Source organism: Nocardia sp. NPDC003693, from assembly GCF_053981095.1.
In genome coordinates this window covers 70,084-90,202 of record NZ_JBSFNO010000033.1, presented here as the reverse complement: position 1 = coordinate 90,202, position 20,119 = coordinate 70,084, and the positions used below count along the sequence as shown (strand labels likewise).

18 protein-coding genes are annotated in these 20,119 nt (G+C 69.9%); 9 read left to right on the top strand and 9 right to left on the bottom strand.

The window, feature by feature from the left end:
* Positions 1-822, top strand: an 822-nt coding sequence (locus tag ACWDOP_RS29495) for a (Fe-S)-binding protein (protein WP_456347646.1), incomplete at its 5' end; no start/stop codon positions are given.
* A gap of 48 nt (positions 823-870) precedes the next feature.
* On the opposite strand, the gene ACWDOP_RS29490 is transcribed toward ACWDOP_RS29495, so the two are convergent.
* On the bottom strand, positions 871-1,512 hold the full coding sequence (locus ACWDOP_RS29490) for a TetR/AcrR family transcriptional regulator (RefSeq protein ID WP_456347645.1): 642 nt from the start codon (positions 1,510-1,512) through the stop codon (positions 871-873).
* 208 nt (positions 1,513-1,720) lie between these two features.
* Between ACWDOP_RS29490 and ACWDOP_RS29485 the strand changes: the two genes are divergently transcribed.
* Genes ACWDOP_RS29485 through ACWDOP_RS29475 form a run of 3 tightly spaced genes read left to right on the top strand, consistent with a single transcriptional unit; the run spans position 1,721 to position 5,041 of the window.
* Positions 1,721-2,911: an acyl-CoA dehydrogenase family protein gene (locus ACWDOP_RS29485; protein WP_456347644.1), complete on the top strand. Its 1,191-nt coding sequence runs from the start codon at positions 1,721-1,723 to the stop codon at positions 2,909-2,911.
* 31 nt (positions 2,912-2,942) lie between these two features.
* The gene (locus ACWDOP_RS29480; protein ID WP_456347643.1) at positions 2,943-4,091 is read left to right on the top strand and encodes a VOC family protein; all 1,149 of its coding nucleotides are present in this window, start codon (positions 2,943-2,945) and stop codon (positions 4,089-4,091) included.
* Entirely contained in the window at positions 4,088-5,041 is a 954-nt protein-coding gene (locus tag ACWDOP_RS29475; RefSeq protein ID WP_456347642.1) for a fumarylacetoacetate hydrolase family protein, read from the top strand. The genes ACWDOP_RS29480 and ACWDOP_RS29475 overlap by 4 nt, the downstream gene beginning before the upstream one ends.
* Before the next feature lie 7 nt (positions 5,042-5,048).
* On the opposite strand, the gene ACWDOP_RS29470 is transcribed toward ACWDOP_RS29475, so the two are convergent.
* Positions 5,049-5,972 (bottom strand): DAPG hydrolase family protein, encoded by a 924-nt coding sequence (locus ACWDOP_RS29470; RefSeq protein ID WP_456347641.1) that lies wholly within the window; start codon positions 5,970-5,972, stop codon positions 5,049-5,051.
* A gap of 155 nt (positions 5,973-6,127) precedes the next feature.
* Complete coding sequence (gene ilvD / locus ACWDOP_RS29465; RefSeq protein ID WP_456347640.1) at positions 6,128-7,981, bottom strand: dihydroxy-acid dehydratase; 1,854 nt, start codon at positions 7,979-7,981, stop codon at positions 6,128-6,130.
* 100 nt (positions 7,982-8,081) lie between these two features.
* Here ilvD and ACWDOP_RS29460 point away from each other — a divergent pair, with 100 nt between their 5' ends.
* Complete coding sequence (locus ACWDOP_RS29460) at positions 8,082-8,669, top strand: TetR family transcriptional regulator (RefSeq protein WP_456347639.1); 588 nt, start codon at positions 8,082-8,084, stop codon at positions 8,667-8,669.
* A 97-nt stretch (positions 8,670-8,766) separates the two neighbouring features.
* Here ACWDOP_RS29460 and ACWDOP_RS29455 read toward each other — a convergent pair whose 3' ends face one another.
* A complete protein-coding gene (locus ACWDOP_RS29455) occupies positions 8,767-9,765 on the bottom strand; it encodes a 1-aminocyclopropane-1-carboxylate deaminase/D-cysteine desulfhydrase (RefSeq protein WP_456347638.1) in 999 nt (332 codons plus the stop codon).
* A gap of 301 nt (positions 9,766-10,066) precedes the next feature.
* On the opposite strand from ACWDOP_RS29455, the gene ACWDOP_RS29450 reads away from it, so the two are divergent.
* Positions 10,067-11,359: a phytoene desaturase family protein gene (locus tag ACWDOP_RS29450; protein WP_456347637.1), complete on the top strand. Its 1,293-nt coding sequence runs from the start codon at positions 10,067-10,069 to the stop codon at positions 11,357-11,359.
* Here the strand turns inward: ACWDOP_RS29450 and ACWDOP_RS29445 are convergent.
* A complete protein-coding gene (locus ACWDOP_RS29445; RefSeq protein ID WP_454200338.1) occupies positions 11,356-12,003 on the bottom strand; it encodes a TetR/AcrR family transcriptional regulator in 648 nt (215 codons plus the stop codon). The genes ACWDOP_RS29450 and ACWDOP_RS29445 overlap by 4 nt on opposite strands.
* A gap of 70 nt (positions 12,004-12,073) precedes the next feature.
* Between ACWDOP_RS29445 and ACWDOP_RS29440 the strand changes: the two genes are divergently transcribed.
* Positions 12,074-13,492, top strand: coding sequence for a cytochrome P450 (locus ACWDOP_RS29440; RefSeq protein ID WP_454200339.1), 1,419 nt, complete (start codon positions 12,074-12,076; stop codon positions 13,490-13,492).
* Positions 13,493-13,505: 13 nt separating this feature from the next.
* Here ACWDOP_RS29440 and ACWDOP_RS29435 read toward each other — a convergent pair whose 3' ends face one another.
* Positions 13,506-14,516: a TY-Chap domain-containing protein gene (locus ACWDOP_RS29435; RefSeq protein WP_454200340.1), complete on the bottom strand. Its 1,011-nt coding sequence runs from the start codon at positions 14,514-14,516 to the stop codon at positions 13,506-13,508.
* A 123-nt stretch (positions 14,517-14,639) separates the two neighbouring features.
* On the opposite strand from ACWDOP_RS29435, the gene ACWDOP_RS29430 reads away from it, so the two are divergent.
* Positions 14,640-15,431, top strand: coding sequence for a 3-oxo-5-alpha-steroid 4-dehydrogenase (locus ACWDOP_RS29430; RefSeq protein ID WP_456347636.1), 792 nt, complete (start codon positions 14,640-14,642; stop codon positions 15,429-15,431).
* 4 nt (positions 15,432-15,435) lie between these two features.
* Here the strand turns inward: ACWDOP_RS29430 and ACWDOP_RS29425 are convergent, their stop codons facing one another.
* From ACWDOP_RS29425 to ACWDOP_RS29415, 3 genes are all read right to left on the bottom strand, one after another.
* Positions 15,436-16,707 carry a diguanylate cyclase domain-containing protein gene (locus ACWDOP_RS29425; protein ID WP_456347635.1) on the bottom strand — a complete coding sequence of 424 codons (1,272 nt, stop codon included), beginning with the start codon at positions 16,705-16,707 and terminating at the stop codon, positions 15,436-15,438.
* Positions 16,708-16,740: 33 nt separating this feature from the next.
* The gene (locus tag ACWDOP_RS29420; protein WP_456347634.1) at positions 16,741-17,547 is read right to left on the bottom strand and encodes an SAM-dependent methyltransferase; all 807 of its coding nucleotides are present in this window, start codon (positions 17,545-17,547) and stop codon (positions 16,741-16,743) included.
* A gap of 139 nt (positions 17,548-17,686) precedes the next feature.
* On the bottom strand, positions 17,687-18,466 hold the full coding sequence (locus ACWDOP_RS29415; RefSeq protein WP_456347633.1) for a M50 family metallopeptidase: 780 nt from the start codon (positions 18,464-18,466) through the stop codon (positions 17,687-17,689).
* 453 nt (positions 18,467-18,919) lie between these two features.
* On the opposite strand from ACWDOP_RS29415, the gene ACWDOP_RS29410 reads away from it, so the two are divergent.
* The gene (locus ACWDOP_RS29410; protein ID WP_456347632.1) at positions 18,920-20,116 is read left to right on the top strand and encodes an LLM class flavin-dependent oxidoreductase; all 1,197 of its coding nucleotides are present in this window, start codon (positions 18,920-18,922) and stop codon (positions 20,114-20,116) included.
* Positions 20,117-20,119: the final 3 nt, after the last annotated feature.

Sequence of the window (20,119 nt, the reverse complement as noted above, 5' to 3'; positions counted from 1 at the left end):
AAGCTGATTCCGGTGTCCCCGGTCGCGCAGAACGTCACTTACCACGACCCGTGCTATCTGGGCCGGCACAACAAGATCTACGACGCCCCGCGTGAACTCATGGAGGCCTCGGGCTCCAAGCTGCTGGAAATGCCGCGCCACGGGGAACGGTCGATGTGCTGTGGCGCCGGTGGTGCGCGGATGTGGATGGAAGAGCAGCTCGGCAAGCGCATCAACGTCGACCGTGTCGACGAGGCCCTGGACGCGTTGAACGGTGGTAACGAGCCGTCGATGATCGCGACCGGTTGCCCGTTCTGCCGGGTCATGCTCACCGACGGTGTCACCGCCCGCAAGGATGGTGGCGAGGTCGGTCAGGGTGTCGAGGTCGTCGATGTCGCGCAGCTGATGCTGCAGTCCATCGACCGGATCGACGCCGCGGCGATGACCGAGAACCTGAAGGTCATCCAGGTCCCCAAGGCCGAAGAACCCGAACCGGTTTCGGATCCCGAGCCGGTCGTGGAAGTTGAGTCCGAGCCCGCCGCGCACCCCACGCCCGATGCGCCGAAGCCTCCCGCCCCGGCCCCGGCGAAGGGTCTGGGTATGAAGGGCGGTCTGAAGGCTCCGGGAGGTAAGGGCCTGGCCATGAAGGGTCCGGCGAAGGCTCCCGGCAAGGGCCTGGCGATGAAGGGCGCCGCAAAGGCCCCGGGTGCCGAGGCGGAAACCGCTGCGGCACCGGCGATTCCGGCCACGGTCGAGCCACCGGTCGCACCCAAGGGTCTCGCGATGAAAGGCGCGGTGAAGAAGCCCGGTTCGAAGCCGGCGACCGCACCGTCGGACGCCTAGCCCCGAGGGTGAACGATCGGCCGGGCGGTGGGGATGCCGCCCGGCCGATCAGGAACCCGACGTCGCGACCGTGCCGCGCAGGGTGCCGATCGCGTCGGCGACGTCCAGCGCCGGGTCGAGCGCCTTCGCACCGTCGAGCGCGAAAACCGCCATGGACATGAGACTTTCGACCATCGTCTCGACGGGGAACGGCTCGCCGTTCTCCAGCCAGTAGGCCGTCGCCGAGTCGATGGCGGCGATGGCGGCCCGGCCCGTCATCAACAGCGCCGGATTCGCGCGATCCAGGCCGAGCACGCTCGCGACGCCGTAGAGCGCGTCCATGCGCGCCCGCTCGAACACCTCCCAGGCTTCGGGATCCGCGCCCCGGCCGCCGAGCACGAGCCGCAGCGCCAGCCCGCGATTGGCCGAGAGATAGCGCAGGTGCGCGGCGAACGCCTGCCGCAACTGCGCGTCCGGCGTGAGGGTCGGATCGACGATGAACGCGGCGTTGAGCTGCGTCGCGGCCTCGTGCATGGCGGCCAGGTAGATGCCGCGCTTGTTCCCGAAGTGATGGAACAGTAGCCCGTGCGCCACCCCGGCTGCCTTGGCGATGTCGGCGACCGCGACCTCGTCGTAGTGGGTCGCGGAGAACATGCCGATGGCGACGTCGGTCAGCCGGCGTCTGGTCTCGGCCGCCTGTGCGGCGCGCACGGTCGCTCTCTTCTCGCTCGGCAAATTCGCACCCTTCGAAGTGTGTGTCGCTGTCCGATCATGCTGCCCGCCTGCGCCGATCTCAACTGATTCTAAGTCATTGACATGAAGTCAGCCAATCACTACCTTCGTCGCTATCGCGAGGGTCACCCGGCCGGACGGTCCGAACGACTCCCGTCGCGAGCCGAATCCGTACGAAGGAATTGCGATGACAACCACCGCTACGCCGACCGATGCCGCCGCGGTCCTGGCGAGAGTCCGCGAACTGGCCCCGCTCATCGAGCGCAATGCCGCCGAATCCGAGGCGGCCCGCCGGGTCTCGCCCGAAACCATCGAGGCGCTCAGGGACGCCGGCGTCTTCCGCATCGCCGTCCCCGCGGCCTTCGGCGGACTGCAGACCAGCCTGCGCGACATGCTGGACATCTCGGCCGCCGTCGCCGAAGCCGACGGCGGCGCGGCCTGGGTGACATCGCTGTCCAACGTCAACGCCTGGGCGACGAGCCTGCACACCCCGGCAGCCAAACAGGAGGTGTGGGCTTCGGGACCCGATGCGATCCTGGCCGGTGTCCTCGCGCCCGGTGGCACCGCCCGCCGGGTGCCGGGCGGCTATCGGGTGAGCGGGTCGTGGGCCTACTCCTCGGCCAGCCTGCACGCCGACTGGACGGCGGGCGGTGTGTTCCTGCTCGACGAGAACGACGGTGTGCTCGATCAGGGCATGGTCACCATCCCGCGCGCGGACTTCCGCGTCGAGGACACCTGGTACGTGGCCGGCATGCGTGCCTCGGGCAGCAATACCATTGTCGCGGAGGACATTTTCCTCCCCGAACACCGCTACATGTCGATGCTCCCCGCGATCGACGGCGACTATCTCTCCGATCACCCGGACGACTCGTTCTATCGCAGCGCGCTGGGCCCGATGCTGGTCATGGTGCTCGTCGGCCCGCAGCTCGGCCTGGCCCGCGCCGCCCTGAACCTGGTGCTGACCAAGGGCGCGACCAAGGCCCCGGCCTATACGACCTTCGCGCGCAATCGCGATTCGGTGGCCTTCCAGCTGCTCGTCGCCGAGGCGGCGCTCGCGATCGACACCGCGCACCTGCACGCCTACCGCGCCGCCGACGATGTGGCGCACTACGCCGATCTGGGCGTCTACCCCGATGTCGCGGCCCGCGCCCGGATTCGCGGTGACGCCGCCGTCGCGCTGCGCGCCGTCAACGCGGCGCTCAACACCCTGCTCGACGCCAACGGCGCCGGCAGTTTCGCCGAAGTCAATCGCCTGCAGCGCATCTGGCGTGATTCGAACGTCGCCGCCCGCCACGCCGTAGTTCTCCCGCAGGTGTCCCTGGAGACCTACGGCAAGGCGCTGCTGGGTATCGACGAGCACATCACCCCCATCATCTGACCCCGAGAAACGCTCGGAAACAAGGAGTTTCATGACGCACCCACCCGACGCCGGGGCCGGCGCCCACCGCGGGCTGCACGCCGAACAGGGCGCACTGCCCGGCGAACACCCGGGACGGCACCGCGACCCGGTCATCAAGGCGGCCGATCTAGCGTGGCTGGAGTTCGAGAAACCCGATCTCGCCCGGACCGCCGCGTTCGCCGCCGACTTCGGCTTCACCCCCACCCTGCATACGGCCACCGAGTTGCATCTGCGCGGCGCCCTGGCGGGCCCGCCGTGCGTGATCGTCCGGCGCGGACGCCGATCGGCGTTCCGCGGCATAGCTTTTCGCGCGGCCGACACCGCGGACCTGCGCCGGCTGGCCGCGCATACCGGAACGACCGTCACCGAACTCCCCGAGGTCCTCGGCGGCCGATCGGTGAGCCTGACCGACCCCGGCGGCCTGCGTGTCCGGCTGGTCGGTGACACCGTCGAGTACCCGGCACAGCCGCGTCAGGGCCGCCACGACTACAACACGGCGGGCGCGCTCACCCGCGTGAACGCCACGCAGCGACCGCCAGTCGAGCCCGCGCGCGTGGAACGACTCGGTCATGTCGTCGTCCAGACCACCCGCTACCGCCGCACGCTCGACTGGTATCTCGAGCACCTCGGCCTGATCGTCAGCGACTTCCTGTTCTATCCCGGTCAGCGCGCCCGCGGCCCCGTCATGAGCTTCATCCGCTGTGATCGCGGTCCGGAGCCCGCCGACCATCACACCCTGGCGCTGACGCTGGGCCCGTCGAATCGCTACGTGCACTCGGCATTTCAGGTCGCCGATCTGGACGCCCTGGCCGCGGGCGGGGAGTACCTGCGCCGGCGCGGACACGACCGGTCGTGGGGGATCGGGCGGCACATTCAGGGCAGTCAGATCTTCGACTACTGGCGTGATCCCGACGGCTTGCTGGTCGAGCACTTCACCGACGGCGATCTGTTCGACCACACCCTCGACCCGGGCTGGGCGCCCATGACCGCCTCCGGACTCAACCAGTGGGGCGATCCCGCCACCCCGGACTTCCTCGGGCTGCGCCTGAGCCGCGCCGCCGTGCGCGAACTGTTCTCGATCGTGCCCGCACTGCGCGACACCGACAACGAATTCGATCTCCACCGCCTGCGCGGTCTGCTGAAAGTGGCTTCCACATGACGACTTCCGTACTCCGCACCGCCGACGGCTGGTGGGTCTGCGCTCCCGACGGGGAGACGGCGTATCCCGTCGACACCGCCGCGACCACCACGGCCGAACTGCTCGCCGACCGCACAGCCGTCGACGCCGCCCACCGGGCCGACCCCGCAACGGGTGTGCGCACGGCCGATCTCGCGCTGCTTTCGCCCGTGACCGCGCCCTGCCGGGTGGTCGCGCAGATGACCAATTACGTGTCACACGTGCGTGATTCCGGAATGGATCCGGCCCGGGTGCCGCTGACGTTCTTCCGCAAGTCCTCGCACTCCATCACCGGTCCCCGTGCCGAGGTCGTGCGCCCCGCACACGTCACGCTCCTGGACTACGAGATCGAGATCGGCCTGGTCATGGGCGCTGCCCTGCCGGTCGGCACCGAGCTGCGCGACGGCGATCTCGGTACCTACGTGGCCGGTCTCGTCCTCGCCAACGACATCTCCGCCCGCGACATACAGCTTCCGAAAACCCAGTTCTACGAAGGAAAGTCCTATCCCACCTTCACCCCGCTCGGCCCGCGGCTGGTGCTGCTCGACGCCGGCGAGCTAGCGCGCTTCGAGGACCTGCGCCTGACCCTGCGCGTCAACGGCGTCGTCCGGCAGGACGCCACGGTGCGCGGTGACATCATCTACCCGCCGCTGCGAGCCCTGCGGGAGCTCAACAGATTTCAGCCCCTGGACCCCGGCGACGTGCTGCTGACCGGGACACCCGCGGGAACCGCGCTGGTGGCCCCGCCCAAGCCGATCGAACTGCTCGGCGCGCTGTTGCCCGCGCACCTCAAGTGGAAGAGCTTCTTCCGGCGCCAGGCCGCCAACCCGAAGTTCCTGCGCGAGGGCGACGTGATGGAGCTGACGGCCGCCACCCCGGACGGGGCCGTCGACCTCGGTACCCAGCGCACGGTGGTGCGGTTCGCGCGATGACGAACCGTCAGGGCGTGTCGCGAAACCGCTCGTAGAGTTCGGGCAGGAACCCTGCCAGGTGGTTCATCTCCTGGCCGCAGTGCAACAGCAGGTCGCTGGCCATGGTCAGATCCGGGAACAGGTCCGCCGGGTCCGCGGCCGCCCCGCGCTGAATCGCACGCACGGTGTGTTCCGGTGCGGGAGCATGGATTCCGTACTCCTTCAGGTAGAAGCGGCTGCGCATCTCGCTGCCGCCGGGAACCGGGCGGACCTGGTGGGCGAGCCAGCCCAGATCGACGGGGAGCACGCTGCTGCCCACCCGGGCGCAGATCACGGTGTGGTCCTCGGGCACGGTGAAGCCGCGGGCCGCGGGATCATGGAAGGCGATGGCGAGCTGCTGCAGCTCGGAACCGATGTACTCGTCGACGTAGGAGATGTTGCCGACGTACCGCGCCCGGTCCGGCAGCGTCCGGCCGCGAGTGTCGGTGGCGATCTCGGAGTACATGTGCGCGTCGGGATGCCAGAGCTTGTAGCGGGCCGAATCGGTGGAATGCCAGCCGAACCACCAATCCCACATGGCGGCGGTGACCCTCGGCATCTCGGTGCGGACCGCCACCCACACCGCACCCGCGCCGGTGTGGCCGTAGCCCGTCTCGACGGCGGAGTAGCCGCCGGGAGCGAGATCGGCGGGCAGCGCCGCGAGGTCCGGAATCAGCTCGGCCGCAACGGGTCCGGACTCGTATGCCGCCGTAACCGCGGACTGCGCCGGTGCGGTGCGCTCGGACATGAAGTGCGCGAACGGCTTTGCCCGGTCCTCGGCGTCGTAGCCGGGGTAGCGGCGATCCGCCGCCGCCGGATCCGCGTGGGCCGCGCCCGCCGCGACGGTCGCCGCCGCCCCGGCCACCCCCAGCGCCAGTGCCCGGCGGCGGCTCACTCTCGTCGGTCTCACCATCCGTAGAGAGTAGGTCTCCGTGCCGGTGGTCGCGACACCTGTGTGGAAGGACTGTCACCGGCCATTCCGGTTGGGGGCGAGGGCCACCGGGCGGGCCGAGCCGGTGTGCCGTGGGCGGACAACGGAGGTCGCCGCAGCCTGCCGTGGGGGCCCGCTCAGCCCGGCAGTTTCGTCGCGTCCCGCACCGCGCCCTTGTCCGCGGAGGTGGTCAGCAGCGCGTAGGTGCGCAGCGCCAGGGACACCGCCCGGTCGCGATCGCGGGGCCGGTAGCCCGTGGCCGACTCCAGCGCGGTTCGGCGGGAATCCAGTTCACGGTCCTCGACGTGAACGGTCAGCGAGCGGGTCGGGATGTCGATAGTGATCGAGTCGCCGTCGCGGACCAGGGCGAGGGGGCCACCGGAGGCGGCCTCGGGGGAGATGTGGCCGACCGACAGGCCCGAGGAGCCGCCGGAGAACCGGCCGTCGGTGACCAGGGCGCAGGTGCCGGACAGGCCCCGGGCCTTGAGATACGTGGTGGGGTACAGCATTTCCTGCATGCCGGGACCACCGCGCGGTCCCTCGTAGCGGATGACCAGGACATCGCCGGGGTGCACGCGGCCGGTGAGGATGGCCTCGACCGCCGCTTCCTGGGATTCCACGACCAGGGCCGGCCCGGTGAAGGTGTGCATGTGGTCGGCGACGCCGGCGGATTTCACGATCGCGCCGTCGGGGGCGAGGTTGCCGCGCAGCACCGCCAGGCCGCCGTCGCGGGAGTAGGCGTGCGCGCGGTCGCGGATGCAGCCCGCGGCCGCGTCGGTGTCGAGGTCGTGCCAGCGCTCGGACTGGGAGAACGCGGTGGCCGAACGCTTTCCGCCGGGCGCGGCGTGGAACAGCTCGGTGGCCGCGGCGGTCGGGGAGCCGCCCCGCACGTCCCAGTCGCGCAGCCACTCCGGCAGCGAATCCGCGTGCACCGCATGGACATCGCGGTGCAGCAGCCCGCCGCGATCCAGTTCGCCCAGTAGCGCCGGGATCCCGCCGGCGCGATGCACGTCCTCCATCAGGTAGTGCCCGTTGGGCGCGACCTTGCACAGGCACGGCACCTGCGGCGACATCTTCTCGATATCGGTGAGCGTGTAGTCCAGACCCGCCTCCTGCGCGGCGGCCAGCAGGTGCAGCACCGTGTTGGTCGAACCGCCCATGGCCAGATCCAGCGTCATCGCGTTGTCGAATGCCCTGTGCGAGGCGATGTTACGCGGCAGCACCCGCTCGTCGTCCTGCTCGTAGTAGCGCCTGGTCAGCTCCACCACGGTGTGCCCGGCCGCCTCGTAGAGCGCCCGGCGGGCGGTGTGGGTGGCCAGCACGGTCCCGTTGCCCGGCAGCGCCAGGCCGAGCGCCTCGGTGAGGCAGTTCATCGAGTTCGCGGTGAACATGCCCGCGCAGGAACCGCAGGTGGGACAGGCGTTCTCCTCGATCAGCGCCATGTCGGCGTCGGAGACCTCGGGGGACACGGCCGCGGCCATGGTGTCCACCAGATCCAGCCGCCCGCGCACGGTGCCGTCGACCAGCACCGCGGTGCCGCCCTCCATCGGACCGCCGGAGACGAACACCGTCGGGATGTTCAGGCGCAGGGCCGCCATCAGCATGCCGGGAGTGATCTTGTCGCAGTTGGAGATACACACCAGCGCGTCCGCGCAGTGCGCGTTCACCATGTACTCGATCGAATCGGCGATGAGATCGCGCGAGGGCAGCGAATACAGCATTCCGCTGTGCCCCATGGCGATTCCGTCGTCGACCGCGATGGTGTTGAACTCGCGCGCGATACCGCCGGCCGCGCGCACGGCCTCGGAGACGATCCGGCCGACGGGCTGCAGGTGCGTGTGCCCGGGCACGAATTCGGTGAAGCTGTTGGCGACCGCGATGACCGGCTTGCGGCCGATATCCGCCGACGGCACCCCGCTGGCCCGCATGAGCGCGCGGGCCCCCGCCATATTCCGACCGTGCGTGACCGTCCGTGAACGCAATTCGGGCACGATGCCACCTCCTCGACTGAAACTGCAACCGTGCGGTTGGAGTTTGCCACAGCGGCGGGCCGAATTACAACCGCACGGTTGGAAATGGTTGGATGGGCGCATGGCGTGGGATACCGACAGGACCAGACGACTGCTGCTCGAGGCCGCCGTGCACGAGTTCGCCGAACGCGGCCCGGACGGCGCGCGCGTCGCCGCCATCGCCGCCCGCGCCGGGATCAACAAGGAGCGCATCTACCAGTACTTCGGCGACAAACAGGGCCTGTTCGACGCCGTGCTCACCGATCAGCTCGCCCAACTCGCGGCGGCCAGCCCGCTGCACCCCGACGCCGCCGGTGACCTGGCCGAGTACGCGGGCCACGTCTTCGACTTCCACCACACCCACCCGCAGTTCCTGCGCCTGCTCTACTGGGAGGGCCTGCAGTCACACGCCGGCGCGCTCCCCGCCGAATCCGCGCGCGCCTCGCACTACGCCGAGAAGGTCCGGGCGCTGGCCGCCGCCCAGCGCGCGGGCACCCTCCCCGACGACGTGCCCGCGGGCTACCTGCTCTACGCGGTCGCGGCCCTGGCCGCGTGGTGGTTCGCCGCGCCGCAGGTGGTCCGGATGATTCTGGGCTCGGACGTGGACCATCCGGACAAGCAGCGGGCCGCCCTGGTTGCCATGGTTCGCCGGCTCGAGCTGCGCCCCTGACCCCGTCCGCGCGGGAACAATCCGCTCCGGACCGTGCGCGCTCGAGCCGCTCCGGCTCGGAGCCGGCGGCCGGGCGGCCCGGTGGGACGCTGCCGGCTCAGCGCGGCCCGTTGGTATTGAGATACACCACCGGTCCCGCGCCGAAGTGCCCGTGCGCGTTCATGTCCAGCACGGCCGCCATGGCTTTGGCGGTGTACACCGGTTCCAGTGTCAGATGCTCCAGCGTCGCCGAAAGCGTCTGCGCGGTAGCGGCTTCCGGGGTCACCTCCCCGTAACCCGGGCCGAGCCAATCGGTGACGATCTCCATGTTGCCGGTGGGGGAGACGTCGGCGGGCAGCCGCGCGCCCCGATCGCGCAGCAGCCGCGCGGACTTGTCGGCCAGTCCGCCGAGGGTGCTCTGATCCAGTCGCAGCGAGTCGTTGACAACCACGCCGACCACCCGGGTCCGCAATCCCGCCAAACGCAATCCGAGCGCGAGCCCGGCGACCGTCCCGCCGGATCCGACCGCGGCCACGATATGCGTCGGCTCGGGCAGCTCCCCCTCCCGAATCTGCGCCGCGAGCTCCAGCGCCGCCTCGACGTACCCGAGCGCGCCCACGGGCGAGGAGCCGCCGGCGGGCAGGAAGTAGGGCGGGCGCCACCCGGTGAAATTGCGGGCGAGCAGGAACGGCGCGCTCGCGATGGTACGTGCCTTGCTCCGGGTGAAATGCAATTCCGCCCCCGAGGCGCGCAGCCGGTCCAGCTGGGCCCGCACATGCTCGTCCACCGGCTGATCTATCAGCGCGAGGACGGTTTTCAGCCCGTACTCCCGTCCGTACAGCGCCGTCGCGAGGCCCCAGTTCGTGCCGAGCGCGCCCACGGTGACGATCGTGTCGCGCCCGCGCCGCCGCGCCTCGGGCAGGAGCCATTCGAGTTTGCGGACCTTGTTGCCGCCCCAGCCGCCGTTGCCGAACTCCCCGTCGTCCTTGACCCACAGATCCGCGCCGCAGGAGTCGATCGCGGACAGCTGCCGGACGGGGGTCGGCCCGGATCCCAGCGCGATGTGCGGCAGCGTGTCCGCGAGTTCGGGGTAGAGCTGATGCAGGTGCGGCGTCACACCCCCAACGTATCGACTGTCCAGTTCTCTGACGAGCGTGGCGCGGCACACACGACCGTGTCCTGGACTATGAGTGCGAATCAGGACGGGTCCGGCCTTCGCCTGGCGGCCGCGTGGCGGGGTGCGCCGCGCCGTCGGCGGGATCCGGCGCGGCCCGGGCGATCGGTGTCCCCGATCCGGGCTTCGCCGCACACGGCCCGAGTATCGATGCGGTGCGGGAGAATTGGAGTCGCATCACCGATACGGCCGACGCGCGGCCCGCGGCGAACCCGTGGTCCGGGCATGTTGTCAGGAGCTCGCCATGAGCGGGAATGATTGGGACGCACTGGTTGTCGGTGCCGGGGCGGGCGGTCTGTGCGTCGCCGCCCGGCTCTCGCACCTGGGCTACAGAACCTTGGTCGCCGAACGCCTGGATCGGCTCGGCGGCCGGGCCTCGACCGTTGACATCGATGGATTCAAGGTCAATACCGGCGCCATCGCGGTCGAACTGGGCGGTATCACCGAACAGACCTTCGCCGATGTCGGCGCGAAATTCGAAGTGCGACCGGCGGATCCGCCGCTGCTGTACCGCATCGGCGAGCGTACGGTCGACATCACCACCGGCGGCTGGGCCCTGCTGTTCGCGCAGCTGATCCGCCAGGGCGCCGCACTGCTGCGCGACGCTTCGCCCCCGCCGGCGGGCGGGCTGCCCGAGCGGGAACTGTCCACCGCGGAGTGGGTGCGCAGGCACACCAGGAACGACGTCGTGCAGGGGATCTTCCGCACGCTGTGCGGTTCGGCCTTCGCGGTCGCGGCCGAGGAGCTGCCCGCCCGCGTCTTTCTCACCTACTTCGCCACCGAATCGGTGTTCCGGCGCTTCGGTTTCTGCCCCGAGGGCACCCTGGGGCTCTGGACCGCGCTGGCCGAGGTGGTGGAACGCAACGGCGGTGAGATCTGGCTGGACAGCGAGGTGCGCCGCGTCGAGGTCGGCGGCGGCCGCGTCACCGGGGCCACCATCGTGCGCGCGGGACAATCGGTGGAGGTGACCTGCGGGGTCGCGGTCAGCGACATCGGTCCCGCCGCGACCCTCGATCTGGTTGGCCCGGAACGCTTTCCGGCCGGCTACATCGGCACCGTACTGCAGGGCGACCTGCCCGCCGCGATGATCACGGTGAACTTCGCGAGCCGCGAGGGCCTGGTGGACGCGCCCGGGCTGTTGAGCTTCGCCGGCACCCGGCGGCTGTGCTACGTCGCCGACCTCACCGTCACCTGCCCCGAGCTGGCGCCCGACGGCTGGCACCTGTACGTCGGCACCGGCGTGCCCAAACCGTCCATCGGCGACTTCGACGCCGACGCCGAGACCGCTTTGGTCCTGCAGGACCTGCGCCGGCAGCTGCCCGGATTCGACGCGGCCCGCATCCTGTCGATCGCGGTCAGCCGCGACGACTGGCCGCCGCAGCGCACGGTGCCCGGCTACGATCTGCCGCACACCACCCCGATCCCCAATCTCTGGAACGTGGGCGACGCGGTGAAGGAGTACGCGCACGGCGGCACCACCGCCTGCGCGGAGACCGCCAGGATCGTGGTGGAGGAGATCGTCGCCGCGGGGCGCTAACGCAGTTTGTCCACCATGGCGGGCAGCTGATCGACCACCGTCACCACGTAGTCCGCGACGATCTGGATCAGCACCGGCCGCTCGACCTTCAGCCCGCCGTCCAGCCACACCAGGATCAGTTCGGCCGCGCCGCCGGTGATGAGCTGGGTGAGCGCGATGAGCGCGGTGTCCTCGCCCTCGGGGATGTCGAGGATGACCCGCGCCTGCCCCATGATGGCGGTGGCCACCCGGCGCATGCCCTCGAAGCGCAGGCGGGTCAGCCGTTCGCTGCCGTGCGCCTGCGCGAAGGCGATGTTGGCCCGGCGCGGATCGTCGGTGACGGCGATGATGAGCGTGGCCACCCCCGCGCGGATCTTGTCCTCGGGCGATCCGGGCGTCGCGTGCATGGTGTCAATGGCCCTGTCGAGGGCCTCCTGCTGCACTTCGAACAGCAGGGCGCCGGCCAGGGTGTCCAGATCCGGGAAGGATTCGTAGAAGAAGCGCGGCCCGACCTTGGCCTGTTCGCACAGCCCGCGCACGGTCAGCGCCGAAAGCCCTTGCGTCCCCACGATTTCCAGCGCGGCGTCGAGTAGCCGCCGCCTGCGCTGCTCGCGGCGCTCATCGGTACTGGTTCCGCGGTAGGTCCCCTGGAAAGCGCGCGTCACTCCGCAAGCTTCGCACACAAGTCGGGAAACGACCGTTTACGGAAACAAATGTTTCCGATACCGTGCATCCATGGCGCCTCGAAAAGCCGTGCTGAATCACCGAATTCAGTGTCATGTCGCCGGGGTATTGCAGCGGTACCCGGCCCGCACGCGCGCCCTGGCGGACCCGCCGCCGGGCAGTGGACTCGCTCCGATCATGGGTGACTTCGGCCCGCCGGGCGTCGGCCACGTACTGAGTCAGCTCGCCGATCCGCTCGGCTACTCCCGCAAGACCATGCGCCGCTACGGACCGGTGCACTGGATGGGCGCGTTCGGCCGCCCGATCGTCGGGCTGCACAGCCCGGCGGGCGTGGAGGAGTTCCTGCTCGATCGCAAACACGCCTTCTCGGCCCAGCGCGGCTGGGAGTTCCTCATCGGCCCCTTCTTCCGGGGCGGGCTGCTGCTGCGCGACTTCGACGATCACCGCTACCACCGCCGGATCCTGCAGCAGGCCTTCACCAGGCCCCGCCTCATCGGCTATCTGGACCTGAGCACCCCGCGCATCACCCGCGGCGTCGAGAGCTGGCGTCCGGCACCGGATTTCCCGCTGTACGACCGGGTCAAGCAGTTGCTGCTGGAACAGGCCACGGTGGTCTTCGCCGGGGCCGAACTCGGCGCCGAGGGCAGCCGGCTGATCCGGGCCTTCGAGGACGCGGTGGTCGGCGGCACCGCCGTCATCCGCACCAACGTGCCCGGCGGGGTCTGGCACCGCGGCCTGCGCGGACGGCGGGTGCTCGAGGAGTACTTCCGCCGCGAGCTGCCGGTCAAGCGCGCCGGGGACGGCGAGGATCTGTTCAGCGTGCTCTGCCACGCGGTCACCGAGGACGGTGAATCCTTCACCGACGCCGACATCGTCGATCACATGATCTTCACGATGATGGCCGCGCACGACACCAGCACCATCGCCATCGCGATGCTGGTGTACGAACTCGCGCGCAATCCCGAATGGCAGGAGCGCCTGCGCGCGGAATCGCTGGCGCTGGGCAAACCGGCGCTCGAATACGGCGACCTGGACCGCCTGCCCGCCATGGAACTGGCCTTCCGGGAGGCGCTGCGCATGTACGCGCCGGTGGGGCAGCAGGTGCGAGAGGCCATCGCCGACACCGACATCCAGGGCTACTACATCCCGCGCGGCACCCTGGTCATGATCGGGCCCTACGTGATGATGCGCTCCGAGGAGTACTGGAAGGACCCGGACGTCTTCGATCCCGAGCGGTTCGATCCCGCTCGGGCCGAGGACAAATCGCATCGCTTCGCCTGGCCGCCGTTCGGCGGCGGCGCGCACAAGTGCATCGGCCGGTACTTCGGCGGGATGACGGTCAAGGCGGTGCTGCATCAGATGCTGCTGAACTACCGCTGGAGCGTCCCCGCCGACTACCGGGTACCCCTGGTGGCCGGAACCGGTCCCAAACCCGCTGACGGGCTGCCCATCCGCCTGCAACGGCTGTGAGAATCCGGCCGCCTCAGCGCACGTCGCGCGGCACCCCCAATTCCACGTCCAGATAACGGAGTTCGGGGTCCCGCCGGCGCCCGTTGCGGAAGGCCCGGAACACCAGGTCCTGCGGATGGCGCACCGCGAACACCTCCTGGAAGGTGGTCACCGTGCGCAGCGGGGCGCCGCGCAGGCTCGGGTTGTACCCGGTCCGCGCGGCCGGGCCCTCCCAGATGAGGGCCGCGCCGCCCGGCACGCTGTGCGGGGCGAAACTCCAGCCCAGATCCCGCATGCGCCGGTCGAATTCGTCCGCGCCCAGCCCCGCCACATCCCAGCCGCTGGCCTCGTTGAACAGCTGGCGGCCGTGCAGGAACTGCACGAAGCACGGATCCGGGCCCGGATGCGGGGTGCTGACGTTGATGACCCCGTCCCACGGCAGGGTGGTCAGCGCCCAGGACAGCCTGGCCTCGAAATCGTCCCAGTCCGTGCACAGCGCGGGCGCGCCCCGCTCGCTGGGGCGATCGGCCACGAGCCCGTAATCGCCGACGGTGTCCGGCGAGTCGAGGCTCCAGGCGGCGAATCGCAGGCCGCCGGGCTCCATGTCCAGGCCCTCGCGCAGCACCGTGACCACCGAATCGGCGGTCCGCCGGCGCTGATCCAGGCTCGCCCCGCGCCGCCAGCCCGTACTCCACTCCCGCGCCAGGCGCGGTTCGCGGCGCACCCGCTGTACCGCGCGCTGGTGCGGATCCGGTGCTGTCGCATCCGATTCCAGGGCCAGCGGGCACGGCGCCCACAGTCCGTCGGGCTGGGCGCGCACGGTCGCCAGCAGGTGTTCGGCGTCGGCGGTGTCCACCGGCACCGCGATCACGACCTCGATGTCGGACCCCTGCTGCGCGAAATGCACGTGCCGCCCGGTGGTCTCGTCGCGGACCTGGATGAAGCGGGGATTCCACTCCAGCCCGCCGCCCTCGGTCTCCTCGTCATCCTCCTCCAGGAAGAACGGCATCCATTTCAGAAGTACATCCCATCCCTCTGCACCCATCTACGCCTCCCTGCGGGTCCCCGCCAACCTACCGGGCGCACCGGGGCCACCCGCCGGCTACGGGTATCGGAACAGCGGCCACCGTGATAGAACGTGTTCTAGTTTTTCGACGAAGGACCACGAATGAATTGGTATACCGGCAACACCGTTTACGACACCGTCCTCACCATCGCGATCGGCTTCACCGTGTTCGTGCTGGTGGGCGGACTGTTCGCGCAGAGCCCGTACGGCCGCTTCGCCACCACGAGCCTCGGTTTCAACCTGAACCCGAAACTCGGGTGGTGGTTGATGGAGATTCCGGCGACGGTGGTCTTCGCGGTGGCGTACCTCAGCGGTCCGAACCGTTTCGAGCCGACTGCCCTGGTGCTGGCGGCCATCTGGATTCTGCACTACGGCAATCGCGGCTGGTTCTTCCCCCTCTCCATTCGCCAGGTGCCCGGCAAGACCAGCAGTTTCAACGTCTCGGTGCTCGCCATGGGCATGCTGGTGACCTCGCTGCACGGCTACCTCAACGGCGCGCTGTTCAGCCACGACTACCTGGGGCAGTACGGCAGCGAGTGGCTGACCGACCCGCGCTTCATCATCGGATTGGTCATCTATCTGGGCGGATTCGCGCTGCTGGTGAGCTCGGAGAGCATCGTGCGCAACCTGCGCGACAAGAACAACCCCGGCGCGACCGAGTACAAGGTGCCCTACGGCCTGGGCTTCAAGTTCGTCACCAGCCCCACCTATCTCGGTGAACTGCTGGCGTGGGCGGGCTTCGCCATTCTCACCTGGGCGCTGCCCGGCGTGATCATCTTCCTCATCACCTTCGGCAACCTCGTCCCGCGCGCGTTCGCCACCCACGCCTGGTACCGCGAGAAGTTCGCCGACTACCCGGCCGAGCGCAAGGCCCTGGTGCCGTACGTGATCTGAGGCGCTACCGCCCCTGCCGGGTCGCCTTGTCCCGGTACATGGCGGTGTCCACGGCGTGCATGAGTTCGTCGATGGCGGTGGAGTGGGTGTCCACCAGGGCGGTGCCGATGCTCGCGCCCACCGTCACCGACAGCCCCGCCACGTCGAACGGATCCCGCAGCGCCGCCAGGATGCGCGCGGAGACGTCCGCCAATTCGGCACGGCCCGTGCACTCTTCGACCAGCACGATGAACTCGTCCCCGCCGAGCCGCGCGGCGACCGCGTTGCCCGGCAACGCCGCGCGCAGCCGTTCGGCGACATCGCACAGCACCCGGTCCCCGGCGGTGTGCCCGCGCCGGTCGTTGATCTCCTTGAACCCGTCCAGATCCAGATAGCAGACCCCGACCTGCCCGTCGGCCGCGGTCAGCCGGTCGAAGAACAGCAGCCGATTGGGCAGGCCGGTCAGCGAATCGTGGTGCGCGTCGTACCAGAGCTGATCGGCGAGCTGCTTGCGCTCGGTGACATCGACGGTGACCCCGACCAGGAAGCGCGGCGCGCCCGCGCTGTCGCGCACCACCGACATCGACAGGTCCACCACGCACGTCGCGCCGTCCGCGCGGTTGTGCACGGTCTCCATGCGGAAACTGTCGACCTCCCCGGCCAGCAGCCGCTGGAAGCGTTCGAAGGCCGCGCCGATGTTGGCCGGGCCCAGGATGTCCGCGACCGAGCGCCCGGGCATGGATTCCGCGGGCACGCCCAGGGTTTCGGCCATGGCGTTGTTCACGTCCAGGACGCGGCCGGTATCGATGTCGATGGTGCCGATGCCCACCGAGGCGCCCGCGAAGATGGCCTGGAAGCGTGCCTCGGACAGCTGCCTGCGCGCCTCGGCCTCCCGGGCGGCGGTGAACGCCGCGGTGATGGTGGCCTCCTGTTCGGCCAGCGCCGCGGTGCGCAGGCCCGCGCTGAACTCCGCGGCGAAGCCCGCCGCCGCCTCGATGGCGCGTTCGCGCACCGAATCGATGTCGGGGCAGCGCGGATTCGCGCACGCGTGGTCGACCAGATCCCCGCACAGCACCAGCACCGAGCGCTGCACCGCGAGCGGATCGCGGTAGTTCGCGGCCACCAGCGCGGCGGCCGCGCGCTGGGCGACCTTCGGATCGCCGGTGCCGCGCACGGCCTCGATCAGGCCGGCGGCGTAGGGGTCGAGCAGGTCTTCCACCTGCGCCCGGGTGAGCGTCGGCGCGACCGCGCCGTCCAGCGCACCCGCCCAGCGCACCGCCAGCTCGTGTGCTCCCACCGCGAACCCCCTTGCCCGAAGTCGTACTCCCGCTCAGTCCTTGCGGCCGACGCCCGCCAAACCGAGTGAGCGGCCCGGGGTTTCGTGTAGGTCACGGTCGGACTCGGGCCGCCACTGCGGCAACTCCACCACACCCGGTTCCACCGGCGACCACGGGCCGAACAATTCGGTGATCGCCTCGCGGGACCGGAAGTGAATACCGACCTTCTGCCCCGCGGCGTCGGCGCCCAGCTTGGCCGCGTCCTCCGGGCGGGTGGCCGAGGTCAGATGCGAGATGGCCACGTGACTGCCCGCCGGAACCGCGGCGTGCAGGGCGGCCACCACCTCGGCCGGGTGATCGTCGTCGCCGAGCAGGTGCAGCACCGCGATCAGCAGCACGCCCACCGGCTGGTCGAAGTCGATGAGACCGCTCGCGCGCGCCGCGGCCAGCACGTCGGCGGGCTTGCGCAGGTCGGCCTCGATCGCCACGGCCCGGTCGTTGCCCTCGAGAATGGCCCGCGAATGCGCGACCGCGACCGGATCGATGTCGGCGTACAGCACGCGGCAGGACGGATCGATCCGCTGGGCCACCTCGTGCACGTTGCCCGCGGTCGGAATGCCGGAACCGATGTCGAGGAACTGGCGCACGCCCTGATCCATCAGGTAGCGCACGGCGCGGCGCAGGAAGGCGCGATTGCTGAGCGCGACGCGGGGCAGATCCGGAACCAGCTGCTTGCCCATTTCCGCTGCGCGGCGGTCGATCTCGAAATTATGGGAGCCGCCGAGCAGCGCGTCGTACATGCGAGCCGGGCTCGCCTGCGCCATGTCCACGCCCTCCGGGGCCCACGCCGGTCTGTCCATCCCAAACCCTCCTGCGATCACGATCGAACGCCCGGCGATCCGCGTTCGGCGATCACCCGGACGGTGCACCGCGAATGTTAGCCGTCGTTCTCGAGAATTCTTGCACTCGTACGGTTCCCGATCGCGGGTGGGAGAATGCTCACCGAGCGGTTGACGCCGCGCAGGTGCTGTGCGTGAGCGGCGGCACACACACCCCGCGCGCGTCGGCGAGCAACAGCCGGGCGCCCAGGATCAGCGAACACACCGCGATCGCGCCGAACAGCAGCACCCAGATGATGCCGGGAACACGGGTGAGGCGCGCCAATTGGTCGGCGTCGGAATTGGGTTCGTGCTTGCGATTGCGCTGCAGCTCGAGCACCGGCCGCACGGCCGCCAGCAGCAGGAACCAGGCGGCCAGGTAGGCCAGCGCGGCCTGCGCCAGATCGGTGCCGAACCAGGAGACCGCGAACAGAATGCCGCCGATCACCAGCACGGTGAGAACGCCGAACACGTTGCGCACCTTGATCAGCAGTACCACCAGCAGCGCGATCGTCAGCCACAGCATGAGCGTGATGCGGTGGGCGCCCAGCAGTCCGGCGTAGGCGAGGCCGACCAGCGCCGGGGCCGGATAGCCTGCGGCCGAGGTCAGGATCATCCCGAATCCGTACGGCTTCCCGCTCGAGACGGTGAGACCGGAAGTGTCCGAATGCAATCGGATACTGTCGAGCCGGCGCCCGGTGAGCAGCGCGGTGAACGCGTGCCCCGCCTCGTGCGCGAGGGTCACCACGTTGCGCAGCAGCCGCCAGCTCGGGCGGAACGCCACCAGGACCAGGGCGAGTACGCCGGTTCCGATCACCAGTTGCCAGGGCGGCGGGGTCTGCGTGGTGGTCAGCCGATCCATGATCGAGGTGCCGCGCTCGACGAACTCTGCGGTGTTCACCGCCGCAGAGTAGCGACTCCGGGCGCTCGCGGCCAGATACACGGTGGACGTGCGGTGATAGCCTATCGGTCAGGTCACGGAATCCACCGTGGCGCCGAAAATTGTTTCAACCGCGACAAATCGGGCAATGCTTAGTTGCCCATACCGCCCGCCCAGCGAGTCCGGCGGGCATAAACGCAGGAGTTGTCTCAGCGTGAGCGGGAAAACGAAGATTCCTCGTCCGACGAACAATCAAGGCCAGAATGCGAGTGGGCGTGAAGACGTCTGCTGGCCCGAACCGAGTCCGCTGGCGTCGTGGTGGGATGAAGTGATGCATCCCGACGGACCCGATTCACCCGTGGGGCACGGGATGGATTGACCGGCCGGAGTTTTCGGCCACCGCGTATCCCGAGGGGCTCGGCGCGGGCAATGCTCGCGTTCACCGGACGTGACCGGGGCCCGTCGGGATAATCGGTGCTGGACCGATCCGGGTTGATCGGCCGGGAGGAGACCACCGTGCCGGACTCACGTAACTCCACGTCGTTCTCGGTGGGCACCATGGTGGGGGTCAATCCGCCCCTGGCCGCGGCCCGCTTCGTCACCCGTATGGCCCGGCTCGGCCGGCTGGATTCGATTCTGGCGCCGGATCATCTGATCGGCGTGTTCCCCCGCGCGATCTGGGACGCGGACTTCACCGCGCAGGCCAAGGGCGCGGCCAGTCCGGACGAGCAGTTCGATTTCGCGCCGCTGCTGGCGCATCTCGCCCCGAGCGCGGGGCGGGTGCAGTTGGGCGTCGGCGTCACCGACCCGCACCGCAGGCATCCGGTGCTGCTCGCCCAGACCTTCCTGACCCTCGCGCACATGACCAAGGCCCCGCCCATTCTGGGTATCGGCTCCGGCGAGCACGAGAACCTCGATCCGTACGGGTTCACCTGGAACCGGCCCGTCGATCGGCTGGAGGAGGCGCTGGGGCTGCTGCGCACCGCGCTGAGCGCGACCGAGCCCATCGACTTCGCGGGCAAGTACTACCGGCTCGACAGCGCGCCAATGGATTTGACGGCGCCGCCGGGGCGCATGCCGCAGATCTGGATCGGCGCGCACGGTCCGCGCATGCTGGAGCTGACCGGTCGCTACGCCGACGGCTGGTATCCCTGGGAGACCGCGGCCCCGGACGAATACGAGCGGCGCTGGAACGTGGTGCGGGCGGCCGCCCGGGCCGCGGGGCGTGATCCCGACGCGATCGTGCCGTCCCAGTTGATCAGCGTCGTCACCGCGCGCACGGCGGCGGGGGTGCGCCGCGTGCTGGCCGCACCCGCCGTGCGCTACCTCGGGTTGTTCGCGCCGCCCGCGGTGTGGACGCGGTACGGCGCGAAACACCCGTTCGGAGAGGACTATCGGGGCCTGATCGACCTGATGCCGCACCGGCTCACCCGCACCGAGATCCAGGACGCCATCGCCGAGGTGCCGGACGAGGTGCTGCGCGACTGGCTCGTCGTGGGCACCCCGGCCGAGGTGCTGGCCCGGATACGGGAGCTGGCCGAGGCGGGCCTTCGGCACCCCATCATCTTCCCGTCGTCCGCGCTGGTGTCCAACGCGGACGCGGCCTTCGGCTACGGGGTACTGCTGTGGCTGGCCGATCGGCTTCGGCGGCAGTCGAACACCGCCGACTGAGCG

Coding starts and splice junctions, on each gene's coding strand:
- ACWDOP_RS29485 (WP_456347644.1), top strand. CDS start 1,721: ATGACAACCACCGCTACGCCGACCGATGCCGCCGCGGTCCTGGCGAGA.
- ACWDOP_RS29480 (WP_456347643.1), top strand. CDS start 2,943: ATGACGCACCCACCCGACGCCGGGGCCGGCGCCCACCGCGGGCTGCAC.
- ACWDOP_RS29475 (WP_456347642.1), top strand. CDS start 4,088: ATGACGACTTCCGTACTCCGCACCGCCGACGGCTGGTGGGTCTGCGCT.
- ACWDOP_RS29470 (WP_456347641.1), bottom strand. CDS start 5,972: ATGGTGAGACCGACGAGAGTGAGCCGCCGCCGGGCACTGGCGCTGGGG.
- ACWDOP_RS29460 (WP_456347639.1), top strand. CDS start 8,082: ATGGCGTGGGATACCGACAGGACCAGACGACTGCTGCTCGAGGCCGCC.
- ACWDOP_RS29450 (WP_456347637.1), top strand. CDS start 10,067: ATGAGCGGGAATGATTGGGACGCACTGGTTGTCGGTGCCGGGGCGGGC.
- ACWDOP_RS29440 (WP_454200339.1), top strand. CDS start 12,074: ATGGCGCCTCGAAAAGCCGTGCTGAATCACCGAATTCAGTGTCATGTC.
- ACWDOP_RS29435 (WP_454200340.1), bottom strand. CDS start 14,516: ATGGGTGCAGAGGGATGGGATGTACTTCTGAAATGGATGCCGTTCTTC.
- ACWDOP_RS29430 (WP_456347636.1), top strand. CDS start 14,640: ATGAATTGGTATACCGGCAACACCGTTTACGACACCGTCCTCACCATC.
- ACWDOP_RS29420 (WP_456347634.1), bottom strand. CDS start 17,547: ATGGACAGACCGGCGTGGGCCCCGGAGGGCGTGGACATGGCGCAGGCG.